Raw genomic sequence first — 14,405 nt, 5'->3', positions numbered from 1 at the left:
TGTCGGCCCAAATCAATTTTGAATAAGGTTTTTCAGGAGTCGAAGGTGGAACTTGTAAGGTGTTCTGTCCCATGGTGTAAACCGACACAGGGTAAACATGTCTGAATCCGGTCTTGCTACCCCCCATTGGGTGCTGACGGCATAATCGAAATTAAGCGCTTTAACCCGAGAGACCGTCTCCTCATCAAAATCCACTTCCGGTTTTCCATTGGGGTAAGCAAACCCCTGAACCGGTTTTCCGGTCCACTGCTGCAGAAGCTCTCTGTTTTGAGTGATTTCCATATTGAGTTGCTCAAGGGTTAACTCTTTCAAAATGGGGTGGTTGTGTGTGTGGGCCCCTATTTCTATGCCATAGTCGGAGAGTTGTTTAATCTCTTCGGGGGTCATCATGCGCCTTTGTTCCGTAATGGATCCATTGTTGTTGTAGAGTTTCTCTATTCGTTCGAGACGTTCCTGAACCGGAAGGTATTTGAGTTTCATCAAGGTTTTCGCTGCCAGGTGGCGTCTTTTTTTCAAGTCGTCAATGGGCTCCATACCCTCTCCAACCGCGGAGAGGTTGATGTTGTTTGCAGGAAGATACTTGAATAAGTCCAGCACGCGGTCATTCCACATGTTAATGCCCTGACTGAATTCGCTGGCGACGAATACGGTGGCAGGGATTTGGTAACGCTTGAGTATGGGGTAGGCCACCTGTAGATTGTTCAGGTAACCATCATCGAAAGTGACACAGACGCTTCTGGGCGGTAACGTATTTTCCCTGAGCAGCATCAAAGCTTCCGACAGGGGCATGGGGTTGAAGTATTTGTGCAGCAATTGCATTTGCCAGTCAAACTGCGTTTTATCCGGTTCTCCGGGGCGCATGTCATCCAGTTCATCCAAGACCTGATGATAGATCAGTATGGATAACTTATTGCGGCTGCACATGGTCAGACACTGGGAAATGAGGTGGTGTAGCATACAGTTAAAGCTCTCTGCTGCGCAGCCAGAGTTCCAGAACCGTGAGGATCCAAATTAATTCACCATAATAGGCGGCGTGTTCTTCCGACTGCATTCTCACGATCTTATCGATAAACTCAGGCTTAAAAATGTCCCGTGACTTAATCTGTGCTAACGACTTTTCAGTAATATCAATTAACTTGGGATTGCTGCGCATCCACCGACCGAAAGGCAAACCAAAGCCATGCTTTGATTTGGCCAGTGTTTCGGGGGCAAGAAATTCGGCGGTGGTGGATTTGTAGAAATGCCTGAGTTTTTGGCCGGGTAACTTGATGTTTGATGGAATTTGACAGCTGAAGTCCACCAACTCTTTTTCGATGAGGGGAAAGTTCACCGTCACGCCCGCAAGCTCACACATTTTACTGACTTTGATGAGGTCGTTGTCGGCCAGAGTGAATTTCCAGTCAAGATACAGCATGCGGTCCACCGGAGAGGTGGCGTCAGCCTGAGAGTATCGGTGTCGAAGTTGTTTCAGTGGCAGCTCCCGGTCAATACCGCTCAGAAAGGACTCGGTGAAGATTTCCTCTGCGGAAAACCGGTGTAAAAAGTTATAGGACTGCAGCCGGTCGGGTAAAGGATTGTCGGCCTGTTTAATATAACTGGCTACTTTTCGGGTCAGCGGAGCGTTGGTCAGTGGCGTGTTCACAAACACCGAGCGGAGCGTCTGCTTTAGCCAGCCTGGCGATTGTTCAAAGGGATAAAACAATTTCTGCTTCGCGTAGCGGCTGTTGCCGGCGAAAAATTCATCCCCACCATCCCCGGCCAACAGGGTGGTGATGCCGGACTTTTTCGCTTCACTGGCGCAATAGTATGCTGCCAGTGCGGAGGAATTACCAAAGGGTTCATCAAAGCTGGTCGCCACTAAGGAAAAGTTGTCACTGATGTAATCGGGTTCAAGGTAGTGTGTTGAATGATCAGTATCAAAGTGGCGGGCGGTGATGAGAGCAAACTCGGTCTCATCGTAACCTTTCTCGTTAAAGCCGATGGAAAAGGTCTTGGCTTTTCCTGTGATTTTTTTCAGCATTCCGGCAACGGTTGAGCTGTCCAGGCCGCCACTGAGGAATGCTCCAACCCGATCCTCGGGAAGGTTAGCCGCGACGGCAGCTTCTATGGTCTCCAAACACTGCTGGGACAGGTTCTCGGCAGACGGGGTATGCGACACAAACGAGGGTCGATACAGTGTCCCCTGACTGGACAGTTCAGTTGGGGTGATTTGAATTAACTCGGCAGGGCAGAGTTTGTAGATATTCTCATATATCGTCAAAGGTGCCGGAATACAGTGAAAATAGATGTAATTAAAGATGGCCTGATGAGAGAGTTCTGGTCCTATGGGCGCTGATGTTTGAGTCTGGAGGATACCGTCTGCAGCGCCCTGCAGGGATGTGCTGATACAGAAGCCATTGCCGCTGTGGGTGTAATACAGGGGAAGTGATCCCAAGTGGTCATTAAACAGGTGCAGAGTCTCAGTGCGCTTATTGACAATGATGATCACAAAGCGGCCAGAGATCCGTGGGTACAAAGACTCAATCGAGGGGTTGTCAGACAGCTGCTGGATCAGCCAAGTGGCATCAACTTTGCTTTTTTGTGCGTATTGACGCGGCTCCCCCAGCAGCAGGAGGGAGTATTCTTCATTGTTGAATTGTTCCAGGGCAACCGTTGTGTTGACGCAAATCATTCCATGTTTCAGCCCCAGCGACACGGTGTCGCGGCTATACCCGGTGTCTGCGTCCATGAATTGTGGTTGTTCCATTTGGAAGCTGCCTTTTAAATCTTCAGTGGTTAGGGTTAGCGGTAGTAGCTCAGTCGTGAATCAAATACCCTGACGGTTTTTTTGAGTAAATTGTTGGTCGGCCGCTGGGAAATCCCTAAAACTAACGCTCTGATCCTCTCCTTAAGGCTGGGCGTGTCGACCAATTGAGGGTAAAACCGATTGTAATGCCGTAAAAATTCTACCTGACTCAGTTTCTGGGATGGCTCAGTGGTCACGCAGAAGCCCGCAGAACTCACTTGCAGGGTCTTTTTTTCTTCTTCCGCGGGTAATGGTGCCAAGTGCGTTTGGGTCCAATCGACAGCGGTACTGCGGTAAAAATACATCACCAAAGATCGTGTGCCCCAAAAGGCGCTGGCGGGCCCGGTGTACGGGTCCAGCCAGGTTGGGTCATCTTCGAAAACCCCTTGAGTTGGACGGCCATATTTAAGTGCACCGTTGTTAATGAAAAAGCTCCAGCAACTGTAGAGAATGTGTAATATTTTCCCATCACTGAATTCCTGGGGTGCGTATTCATTGGCCGCCTGGATTGGCACTGGCATAGCCATTCGATAACAGAGGCTGCGACCAAACAGTGGGCAGCCGTTACTGGTAAACAGGTATTGAAACCAGCGGCTGTATTCGCAAATACTGTGTTTTATAAAATCAGCATCGAAGTCAGGGTCAATCTGGTCGAGCCAGTATAGGCAATAATGAAAACCCCAGGCGTTATAAAGATCGACCTGACCGTTTTCACCGTCTTTAAAACACCCTTGCCCCAGATAAAAAGATTTGATTCTCTGGTACTGGGTCATATATTCAGGCTGGTAACTTTTGTCCAGAGACTGAATCACTTTCTCAATCAGTACAACAAACAGGTGCCAGTTGTTGTCCGCCGTTTTTTTGCCTTGCACCTGCTTTAACCACGTTAAGATACGCACTCGATCATTTTTCGGCAGATGAAGCCACACACTGCCACGCACAAGCCACACCGCCAGTGCGATATCGGCCGCTTCACAGATGAGGGTGCTGCGATCGGTGATCTCTCCCCAATAGGCGGGGTCAGCAGGGTTTGTGCCACGGCTCAACACCCGGCCAATGTATCGCAGCATATCCTCGGCGAGGACGGGTTGCGCCTGAGGTGAGGTGATATAAGCGGCCCAGAGCGGCAGTAATCGACTCATCCCTTCAAGCCCGTCATTGTCGGCGCCGTAAATGCTGCCTAGGCCTGGGTAATGAACCGCAGTGTTGTGTGTATTCTGATAATGTTGATGTGCCCGCCAAAAGTACACCGTTAAATCGTCCAGCTTCACGGCAATGGGTTTGGATGGGTCTTTAAAGCTCGCTTTAATCGCCCCATCGCCCTGATCAAATTTTCTTTTTCTCAATCTCAGGCGGCGGAAATTCTGCTGTTGGGTCTCGTAGCTCCTGGTCAGATCGGTCAAGTTAATCATCTTGGTGACTCATCTGATGGCAGGTGTATCAGGCAGCGCATGACAAATTTATAGCTGTCAAACCGCATCGGTTTGTATTTCATGGCCTTAATAAAGGACTGCAGTGCCGGCTTGTACCATTTAGCCAGAAAGAGCTCATAGCCGTGTTCAAACCACACCTTGAAAAAAAACCGATCCAGTTCCGTTGGCTGAATGGATTCACCGGATTGACTGCGGGTACCCATGGTTTTGACGGCATTTTCCATGATCTCAGCCCGGTAGTTACGCAGGTGAGGGCGATGTGAAATACTCAGGTTGTTCTTGCGATAATAGGCGTACAGGGTATCGAGTTGAGCAATCCGGGTGGTGGCGGCCAACTGCAACCAAAAATCATAATCCTGTCCACGGCGATAACTGGGGTTGAACCGGACCTGCTGCAGCACCTCTTTGCGCACCAGCGCGGCGATGATGTGGTACCAGGAAGTTTCGAAGAGGGTGTGGTAAACCCACCCGGACCGCGATGAGACCACGCTGGGTTGAACCTCCTCATTGACGGCTTGCGCATCGGAGAAGCTGAATGATTCATCCACATGCGCAAAGCGCCCGGTAGCCACCCCATATTCCGGATGCGTCTCCATAAAGTGAACCTGCTGATGCAACCGGTTCGGGGCCCAAAGGTCGTCTCCGTCATTAAACGCAATATAGTCACCGTGGGCATGGTCAAGACCGGTGTTGCGAGCCACCGCGGAGCCGGCATTGTCCTGCAGCAGGTATTGCACGCGATCCCCAAAGGATCTGACAATCGCTGCAGAGTTGTCCGTGCTGCCATCATCCACCACAATGATTTCCTTATTGGGGTAGCGTTGACCGACCAGACTGGTTAGGCATTGCCCGATGTGCCTCTCGCCATTAAAGACGGGCACAATAATGGAGACAAGAGGGAGTGTTTCTGTCACAAGCATTTCCTAGTGGGTATATTCACAAAGCGTATAAACGTGATCAACCCTTGTTATTTAAGCTCAATGCCCTTATCGAGAAGCTTGTTTTTTAAGCCAGCAATGGGGAAGTCCGCGGCATAGGCTTTTTCAGCAAAGAATTTGGCGTTTTCCAAATCTCCCATTTCAAAGTAAACCAGACCGATATTGTAGTCAGCTTCCGGGGAGGGGCTCAGCTCTTTTGACTTTTTAAAGTTTTCCATGGCTTGTTCATAATCTTCTTTTTTGAAGAAATAGATACCATACAGCTGATAAAGTTTTGCATCATCAGGGCGAAACTGAAAAGCCCGCTCAAAGTAACAGGTGACGCTCTGAGTGAACGGATACTTATAACTGCCGACTTGCGGCAGGCTGCCATTGCGCTGTTCATCAAACCGAATCAGACTGTACAGAGCCCGGTAGTGATTGGGGAACTTGGACAGGGTGTAGGCGAGATCCGGCATGATCTCTGACGTGGATTCACCGCTGATCAGCCTTTCTACGTTAGGGGTGAAATGCCGGCGCTCAACTTTAGCCACATTGCCCTGATGATTCACTGGATCGGCGTAATCCCAGGGGCCAATGGCAACATCGTAGACGTCACCACAATTACTTTTATTTGCGTAGGCCAGAGTTGAGCCAAACAATAAGTATGCGCTGGCGGTGAAAAGCAGGCAGATGAAGTAAAAAAAGTCCCGAATCACACTAAATCCCTTATTTCCAGAATGGCTTAACAACTACATTAATACACCAACTACATTAATACACCAATCGTGATTGCGCCAATTCAGTCTGGCAATTCACCGGCTACCGATAAACGGATTACCACCTGCTTGAGTCTAATGAAAAAAAACCGTTTAACCACCAGTGTCTCGATAACGGCGAAAGCAGTGTCTCGATAATGGCGAAAGCAAAATCATTAAAGATCAAAACCTGATTAAAAGCTCTGTATTTAAGTTCTGTAAGTAATATGCATTGTGGGCTTTGGGCACAAGGTGGCAATCACGTTAAAACGCCAGTGGTGGCAATGTTCAGTGGTGAACGCGGTGTCCTGGCTATTCAGCTCCCGGAAAATTCTCAACGTTCTTTGTCTCAGGTATTGAGTCATGAATACCAGCGCTGGAAGCTTGGCTGGCAGAGCTGCTGAAATTCGCGATGCATGGCATCGGTCCAGGCCGCCTGGGTCGATAACTGATAAGAAGCCTGATTGCTTTGTTTCACGCGAACGTTCTTTAAACTGCCGCACTTAAGGAAACTGGCCACATCGTCCAGTCGTTCTTGCAGATTCTCCAATCGGAGCATCAGCTTTTGATCTTCGGGTAAATCCGTAAATTGTTGTTCGATCAGCTGATTCCAGTAACTCCAGTACCAGCAATTTCGGGCAAAGGGCGACATACGGTGCCACTCATCCCGACTCATGACCCCCACTTTATCCGCATGCACCCGAAACTGTGAGTAGAGGGGTTTGAACGGCAAGCGCCGTTCGTCTTCCTGGGCCGATGTTGGAAAAAGATCCTGCTGGGAAAACCAGCCACGGGAGTAGGTGGAGTTTATGGTGTCAACGGGGTTTCTCAGTAGCCAGATAAACTTGGCTTTGGGAAGCACTTCATGCAATAAAGCCACCAGATTTGAATATTTCTGGTCGGATTCACCGTGGAGATGGTGCGGGTAGATTCTCTGATCGCAATAGAGCTTTTGCAGTGTGTTCTTCGCTTCTTCCGCGGATATTTCGTGATGGGCATATTGTGTTGACAGGGCCACCAAGGGGAGTTTGGGTTCATGCTGACAGGTTATATTGCCATAGCCGTTAAGGGTTTTGGCAAAAGCCGTACTGCCACTGCGACCGGTACCCAGCACAAAAAACAGGTTTGCGCCCAGCTCATCCGCACTCAGACCATAGTTTGATCGGGCCTGAGCCGATAACAGCCTGCCCGTGGCACCGACCCATTTTTCGGCGTCGTTTAATTGTTGGTAATGTACGCTGTCTCTCGGGGTGCTCACGTTGACCGGGGCGGTGGTTATAATGCGGCAGTTGGCAATATCCTGAGTCACCAGCGTCCCCGCTTTAACAATGGCGCCATCGCCAATGGTCACCCCGGGCAAGATCGTGACATGGCTTTCAATCGAGACGTTTTTGCCAATCTGGACCGCCTGCAGATTAATTTGAGTGTCATAAGGCAGGGCATCCGTATGACCATGAGATGAACTCAGGATCGTGACGTTGCGACCAATGTGGGTGTTGTCGCCAATGGTAATGCCACCTAAAGCGTGGAGATAAGCCTGTTCTCCGATGTGCACATTGTTGCCGAGGGATAATCCCCGGTAATACACCAGTTCGGCCGACCCGTGGATGGAGACCCCGCTGCCTTTGCTAAACTCCAAAGCCTGCATCTGTTGTGACTGGTGTTCTTCGAATTGTCGTTTTAGGTGAAGGTAGCAATCCGGGTGGGCCTTAACATACACACCAAACCCGGCACTGAAACAGCGTTCCAGTAGCACATCCAGCCGGGTGAGGTGCACAATCTTTTTAATCAGACTCATGGGGTCGACAAACCTGTTTTTGGATCACACTGTTGTTGGTTGTTGGTTGTTGGTTGTTGGTTGTTGGTTTTGACGCTGTCGTCGGTGAGGGCCATATTAGCCATGAAAGCCTGATTCAAACTCATGACGGAATACCTTCCTTAACAGGGTTTGTATTTGGATTTGAGTGTACTCAGGCCATGCATGACTTCGGTTCTCATCGGGTGACGAGTCACAAAAATTCCAATGGCCCAACCGCTCACGGCCAGTGCTCCAGACAACAGTAAAATCAACAGACGTTGCTCCGAGAAGCCGTGACTTTGCGCCAAATACATCAGTATCGCCGGTCCGCTGGCGGAGAATGGAATCAACAGCAGTGATGGCGCGAGGCTCTTGAGGTGGGCTGCCATCGTCAGACCAAAGGTTTTTTTCAGGGCGGATTGGGCGCAGGCTATTTGGGTCAGCGCCACCAGTCCCAGTAACATCACCACGCGCTCCAAAGGCCACCAGATGGAACTGAGTAGCACCAGCACCTGCACCGTCTGGATGATGACTTCTACCCACAAATTGCGTTTGACGTGACCGGCGGCAACCAGCGATAAGCTGTACAGCGAGTAAGGGGTGACCAGCATGGCGTAAAAGCAGATTAACATGGCCAGCGGGACTGAGCGCTGCCATTGCTCACCGAATAAAAACAGGATTAACGGTTCAGAAGTAATGGCCATCACTGCCAGGGCCGGACCCGTAATGGCGACCAAATAACACATAGAGCGGCTGTACAGCTTGGCTCCATCCGCGCCATTGCGAAGTTCATTGGCAAACGTAGGGAAATATACGCCACGTACCAGTGCTACGACCCGGGTCAGCAACATTTTGTTGAGGCCATTGGCACGACTCAGAAACGCCACCTCGGAAAACCCCAGGGTTCGCCCGAGAATTAAATCCGAGGAGCTGGTGCCCACTTCGCGGATGATGGAAGCCAAACTGGCCAGTGAGCCAAAGTGCAGGGTGCTTTTCAATCCCCGTAGCGTAGGCCAGATGAAAATTTCACCGGGACGCATGATGTTGAGCCAGACCAGTTTGGCCAGGTGAGCGGCCAGTGCACCCCAGGCCATACTCAAAAAGCTTTGGCCCGCGTAGGCGCAGGCAATGGTCACGGAGGTTTGCACCAGGGTAGAGAGGCCCAGGTTGAGAGCCAGAAAGTGAAATTGTAATTCCCGTTGCATCATGGACAGCAGCGGCGTACCAAAGGGCAGCACAATAAAGTTGATACAGAGGATACCCAGTACCTGTGACACGCCATCGTGTTGATAGAGAGTCGCCAGGGGTTCGCGCACCAAAAACAACACCAGAGCAATCAGCCAGGACGCGTACAGAGTGATGGAAAGGGCAGCGCGAAATTCGGTCTTGCCAACGGTTTGGGCCTGAACCAGATATTGCCCGACGCCAAAGTCACGGAAAATATGAGCCAGTCCCAGTATGGCAACCGACACCGAATAGATGCCAATTTCTTCGGGGGTTAACAACCGCGATACGACAATGACACTGGCAAAATTTAATACAAAGGCTATGAAGTGGGCCAGCCCCATCATGCTGAGATTCTTGCGCACCGCCATCAGTGCCGGCCTCGCTCACAGGGGTCGGGAAAGCCCCGTAAAGGCCGCGGGCTGGTGCGATTAATGGCCATGTGCCGCCGCTCTCCCTTTGGTGGCTAAAAGCCTCAGGAAATTGGGCAGGACGTGCAGGGCAAAGGCGGGATCGGCACGCAAGGTATCCCACAGACGTGACCACTCAATGGGCTTGCCGGCTTTCAGCAAATGCAGGCAACTGGCCAACATGGCATAGCGACTGTCGTTCAGCTGGCGGTTTACGTACTTGCGCTGGGCCTTGTTTAAACTCAGGTGCTTCAATATGTACTTGGACAGTTTGATGTAGTTTGGCAGGAGCACCAGTGCCTGCGGGCTACCCCACTGGGAATTGTCAAAGATGTTGATGCCACGTCCTTCTTCCACCAATACCGTCGGACAAAAGGCGATGTTTTGCACCGTCTGACACAGACTCAGCTTAAAGAGCCGGTCCTGACCGTTAAACAGGTGAGTATTGAAGCGCAAGTCCGGGTTACTTGCGCGTCGGTAAACCAGCGCCGAGGTGCTGATGATATTGCTGCGGTGGATGGCGTAGTCAAAAAAGTCTCCCTCAAAAGCATACAGGGATCGATGGGCATCAATGGCTCGATGGGCCTGCTCGTCGAGGTTGAGCTGCTCCTCGGACTGCCACTGAAAGCGGGAATGTTCAAAGCCACTGCGTTGACTGTTGGCAAAAAATACATCATGGCCGGCGTCGAGAGCTGCCTGGGCCTGAGCGAGAAACTGAGGGTGCCAGCTGTCATCGGAATCAACAAAGGCCACATAGGTGGTGTCGGCCGGCAGGGCATCCAGGCCGGCATTGCGGGCGGCTCCCGGTCCGGCATTGGCTTGACGCAAGATGTGTAGCCGGGGTTCCGAGACCAACAGATCCGCGAGTTCTTCTGTTGCGGGGACAGGTGAGGCGTCGTCAACAATCATGATCATGAAGTGACTGACGCCCTGCTGTTCCAGAATGGACTTGATGGTCCGCCTGAGGATACCCCGTTCTCTCTGGAAATACGGAATGACTATGCCGAACAAAAGTGGGTCTTTCATCGGTGTGTCGGCAATCGGCGTGATGGCTTTCACTGCTTGATGGTCCTCGGGTTGCAGACTGAGATCGGGAGGGCTGGCAGGGTCGGAAATTCAGCAAACAGCTGTTGTTGCATTCCCTTATTCACTGAATGTTCCTCACACATATCCCTCACACTTGCCTCGATGATGGTCGGTAGAAATTTTCAATACTTGCCTTGAGCGCTGGGTCTTTGGCAGATAAGGACAGAAAAAAATTGATTGACCACCAGACAACGAACGTGGAGCCCAGATCAACTGGCGCCAGTTTCCTCATCAATCAACAAAAATGTTATGTAACAGAAGTATTTTAGTTCATAAACAGATAAATAATTTCACGACACCCACTTTTTATGTTCCATTGTAGAATAGTCCATATTTTTTTTAATTCTCATTAGTTTTTAACTGGGCGATGTTTGTACAGCAGTGTTTTATCGTCCACAAACAGTATGACACCCAGCTCGGGAATGGCCGCCGGAACCGGCATTTCGTATTTCCCCCAGGGAGGGCGAAAGTCACTGACAGCCCGGTATTGATTGGTTTGACTGTCAAATTCATGCAGTGTGCCCTCATTAAAAATTAAATAGAGACCGGTGTCGGGGTCCACGACGACCTGTCCGTGTCTGACGGTCATATCGAAGGGCAGGTCGCTCTTGCGGGTCAGTGTGCCATCGCGACTCAGGGTGATCACCCGGCGATCATTGTTGCCGGCAATAAAGAGCATCTCATCCAGCCTGGGGTTGTAATGCACAATGGCGTGATGACCAGAAAATGGCAGGGTGGCAAACGGTTCCCAGGCGTTGATGTGGGGTTGTAACGGAGACTGATGCTTTAACAGAGTGAGGGGAAACTCATGTTTATTGCGACCCGGACGAGTGGCAAGCGACAGCAAGCCCAGCCCTGGGAAGTACTCAATGGTCATACGGCTGCCGCCGGGAGTGCGCGACCAGGTGCCGTCTTGCAGTTTGTAGGCGTAGGTGTAGCCACTCAATGAGACATAAAAGATTCCGTGCTCAATATCGAAGGCGTTGCGACCATACACATGCCCGAACTGGGTTTTACGCGTGTCTTTAAACTGACCCGGCTCCGGACTTTGCCAGCCAAATGGACCGGGCAGTATCTGCCATTGATTACTGTCTTCTGAGTAGGCAATAAACTTGTTTTGTATGCGGTAGCCCATATACAACCACTGTCGTGTTTTGGGGTCCCACTTGGCATCATCGGTCCAGCCGGCAATGTGGTGCCAAATTTCTTTGCCGGAATCCCGGCGACCGACAAAGACCCGCATCAATTTGTAAGGGCGTTTGGCGTTGAGCTCTTCCCACTCACCGGGCTCCATCGCAGTGGCCAGTTCGGCTAATTTGGAACGGGGTGAATCTTCGGCGGCCTCAACGGCCGACACGTGGGCAGTGACGCCAAACAAGCCGACCATCACCAGGGTGAGGGTCGCTCGGGCAAACAAAAACAAGGGTAGGCCTAAAGGGCTGTGCACACTGAATTCCTGTGTTGGTATTAATCTCTTGGCGTTGCTGGGCTGGCGGTGTGTTTGGACCACTGTGGCCAGAGCGTGAAGCGGTATAGCACCGGCCATGAGCCCGGTATTGAGTCAGGGCGAGGTGTCCGGTGTCGGGTTCAGGCCAGCGGCTTGACGATTGGTAAACATGGCATTGTTATGGGATTCCTCCTCGAGGGTGGTGTTGCCAATTTCCTCGTCCAACAGATTGTTGTTGCCGCGGTTGACAATAATGTTGTTGCTCAGGGACAGGTGGTTAACACCGGTTCGCCAGGTGAACAGGCGGTTCTTGTTGGCGGCGGGCGTGTCCCGATCAAACACGATGACGCTGTCCTGAATGTCGACATGGCCATCCAGCAAGCCCTGACGGCAATTTTGTGGCTGTTCGACACCGACCGAAATCATGTCCTGATTGTCGGTCAGGGAGCTGCTTTGCAAGACAGAATTCTTAACGCTCAGACTGCCACCGCAAGAGAGGTCAATGACCCGGCTGTGGCGGCTCTGCAGGCCCAGTAATTGGGTATTGCTGATGCTGGTGGATTTGGCGCGAGACTTGAGCAGATGCCCCAAATGTAACGCCCTCTGCATGCGGGAATTGGTGACGGTCAAAGAGTCGATGGCCCCGGCGTAAATAACGTGGCTCAAACCTTTGCGTTTGTAGTAGCCAATATCTTCAAACACACTGTCGTTGATGGACAGTTGACCGCCGCGATTGTCGGTCATGACGCCGATGGCTGTTTTGCGAATGGTGACGTTTTCCAGGCTGACGTTAAAGTTGACTCCGGTAATGCGAATGCCGGCCAGATTGCCGGATTGGGCCGCACCGGTTTCACCGCTGGCCTCAAAATTGCGGATGGTGACCGGCTCGCCACTGCTGAGGATGTTAAGGAACCCCTTGCTGCCAGAGACTTCCATCAGTTCTACGCCTTCGAGATCCAGCGTCAGCGGCTTGGCGATTCGCAGTCCGTAGGGATAAAGTCCGGCCGGGAGTTTTAAGGTTGAGTGTGGTTCGGCCCGGTCAATCATTTTTTGCAGATTTGTGTCCGAGAGTGTGCGCCCCAGATCGGGGGCCGTGGGGTGCTTGTAAATCCAGACACCGTGGCTGTAGCTGGAAATACCGGCAAAATAATTGTTGCCCAGGTGCACCCACTTGCCATACACGCGCCGTCTCATGCCGCCGTAGGGGCCGTCATCTACCCAGTTGATGGTGCGCCACTGAGGACTGGGCGCATCGGGATCCAGAGTGAAGATACGGGTGTTACCATCCCAAAGGACAATATTGCCATCCTTATCAAACGCCAGGGACTTGTCGGTTTTCATTGGCAATTTTAGGTCCAGCATGGACTTTCCGGAAGTGTCGACGGCAACCAGACTGTCCAGATAGATGCTCCAGACCCAGTCACGGTGTGCGTCATAGACTGCGTTACCGCCACGACTCTTGTGGTCATCGTAAAACAGTTTTGGATTTTGCAGTTGACCGTCACTCCCCTGGCTGACCTCGTATAACTGTTCATTGTTGCCCAGCAGCAGTTGGCCGTTGGGCAGCTGCACACTGCGAGCGGTGGGCCAGGGGAAATCGCCAATGCGTCGCCAGCTTAAGGGCGCGAGACCATGACGGGTTTCGGTCTCCGAGGGGTTAAATTCATATTGGTGTGGGTCGTTGCCGTCTTCCAGGTAGAGATCCGGTGAGGCTTTCTCGTCGTCCCTCACCTTGGCGCCGTTGGCTGGAGGGCTGGCCAGTAAAATGATGGTGCCGGTGTCGCGGTTGAAGACCAGCCCGTCATTGATGTATGACGCCGGCGGCACGGAGCGCACATCCGGAATCCAAAATTGACGTTGTTTAAAGCGGGTCCAGTGATCCAGTGGGCTGGGGCTGGTGAGTCGCGTCCACTTGCCGTCCTTTATTGAAAAACGGTACACCTCGTTGCCGGCGTAGTCGCGACCGCCGCCACCCATAAAATAGAAGGTTTGATTGTCGCTGTCCCAGGCAGCACTGCTCCAGGCAATGAGCACCGCCTTGGGCCCCACCGAATGTTGGATGCGAGGTTCTTTGGCTGGCCAGACACTGGCAATGCCGGGGGTGTCGGCGCTGACCCGGAGTTCGCACCAGCCACCGCGGGTATTTTTTAAGGCCGACATGCAATCTGCCAGGTTTTGACTGGTATACGCTTCGGTCGCCAGTACGGGCTGCGCAGAGGGGCCGGAAATGACATCGCTGCTCACCAGTTTCATGGCGAGCAGTACCATTACGATTAGGCCTCCGCCGAATAATGTGCTTCTCATACCTCGTGGACTCCAGGTGTGTCCTTTCGCTGGGTTTATGGCAGAGTGTAGTCGCCTCGACTAGAATTACCGCATCGTTGCCGAAAATTCTTAAGAGTCTATGCTGTGGGCTTCGCGTCGTTTTGTGGGTCAAAAAGTCGACGTGGGTCGAGACCGCTGGTTTTCGAGGCAATGACAAGAACTTCTCTTGGGGCGACAACATTTTTTCTGACCACCACTCAATCACAGCACCTTCTACGATAA

General features: G+C 51.7%; 10 protein-coding genes. All 10 read right to left on the bottom strand.

Going from position 1 to position 14,405, the window contains the following annotated elements; genetic code table 11:
* Positions 1-12: 12 nt before the first annotated feature.
* The 10 genes from G8770_RS03875 to G8770_RS03830 all read right to left on the bottom strand — a co-directional run bounded on the left by G8770_RS03875 (position 13) and on the right by G8770_RS03830 (position 14,162).
* Positions 13-957, bottom strand: a complete 945-nt coding sequence (locus G8770_RS03875) for a polysaccharide deacetylase family protein (RefSeq protein ID WP_167181937.1) — start codon at positions 955-957, stop codon at positions 13-15.
* A 4-nt stretch (positions 958-961) separates the two neighbouring features.
* A complete protein-coding gene (locus G8770_RS03870; RefSeq protein WP_243760249.1) occupies positions 962-2,746 on the bottom strand; it encodes an asparagine synthetase B family protein in 1,785 nt (594 codons plus the stop codon).
* Between the two features lie 35 nt (positions 2,747-2,781).
* The gene (locus G8770_RS03865) at positions 2,782-4,197 is read right to left on the bottom strand and encodes a DUF2264 domain-containing protein (protein WP_167181935.1); all 1,416 of its coding nucleotides are present in this window, start codon (positions 4,195-4,197) and stop codon (positions 2,782-2,784) included.
* Positions 4,194-5,132, bottom strand: coding sequence for a glycosyltransferase (locus tag G8770_RS03860; RefSeq protein ID WP_167181933.1), 939 nt, complete (start codon positions 5,130-5,132; stop codon positions 4,194-4,196). Before G8770_RS03860 ends, G8770_RS03865 begins: the two co-directional genes overlap by 4 nt.
* A 53-nt stretch (positions 5,133-5,185) precedes the next feature.
* Positions 5,186-5,854 (bottom strand): tetratricopeptide repeat protein, encoded by a 669-nt coding sequence (locus G8770_RS24495; protein WP_167181931.1) that lies wholly within the window; start codon positions 5,852-5,854, stop codon positions 5,186-5,188.
* 400 nt (positions 5,855-6,254) lie between these two features.
* Positions 6,255-7,691 (bottom strand): sulfotransferase, encoded by a 1,437-nt coding sequence (locus tag G8770_RS03850; RefSeq protein ID WP_167181930.1) that lies wholly within the window; start codon positions 7,689-7,691, stop codon positions 6,255-6,257.
* Positions 7,692-7,831: 140 nt separating this feature from the next.
* Positions 7,832-9,286, bottom strand: a complete 1,455-nt coding sequence (locus G8770_RS03845; RefSeq protein ID WP_167181928.1) for an oligosaccharide flippase family protein — start codon at positions 9,284-9,286, stop codon at positions 7,832-7,834.
* Positions 9,287-9,346: 60 nt separating this feature from the next.
* Positions 9,347-10,384 (bottom strand): glycosyltransferase, encoded by a 1,038-nt coding sequence (locus G8770_RS03840; RefSeq protein WP_167181926.1) that lies wholly within the window; start codon positions 10,382-10,384, stop codon positions 9,347-9,349.
* A gap of 376 nt (positions 10,385-10,760) precedes the next feature.
* Positions 10,761-11,858 carry a hypothetical protein gene (locus G8770_RS03835; RefSeq protein ID WP_167181924.1) on the bottom strand — a complete coding sequence of 366 codons (1,098 nt, stop codon included), beginning with the start codon at positions 11,856-11,858 and terminating at the stop codon, positions 10,761-10,763.
* Positions 11,859-11,972: 114 nt separating this feature from the next.
* Complete coding sequence (locus tag G8770_RS03830; protein WP_167181922.1) at positions 11,973-14,162, bottom strand: right-handed parallel beta-helix repeat-containing protein; 2,190 nt, start codon at positions 14,160-14,162, stop codon at positions 11,973-11,975.
* Positions 14,163-14,405 lie beyond the last annotated feature (243 nt).

Source organism: Pseudomaricurvus hydrocarbonicus (assembly GCF_011602365.1).
Classification (GTDB): Bacteria; Pseudomonadota; Gammaproteobacteria; order Pseudomonadales; family Cellvibrionaceae; genus Pseudomaricurvus; species Pseudomaricurvus hydrocarbonicus.
Note: the sequence above shows the minus strand (reverse complement) of the source record. Positions and strands in the feature narration are given on the sequence as shown.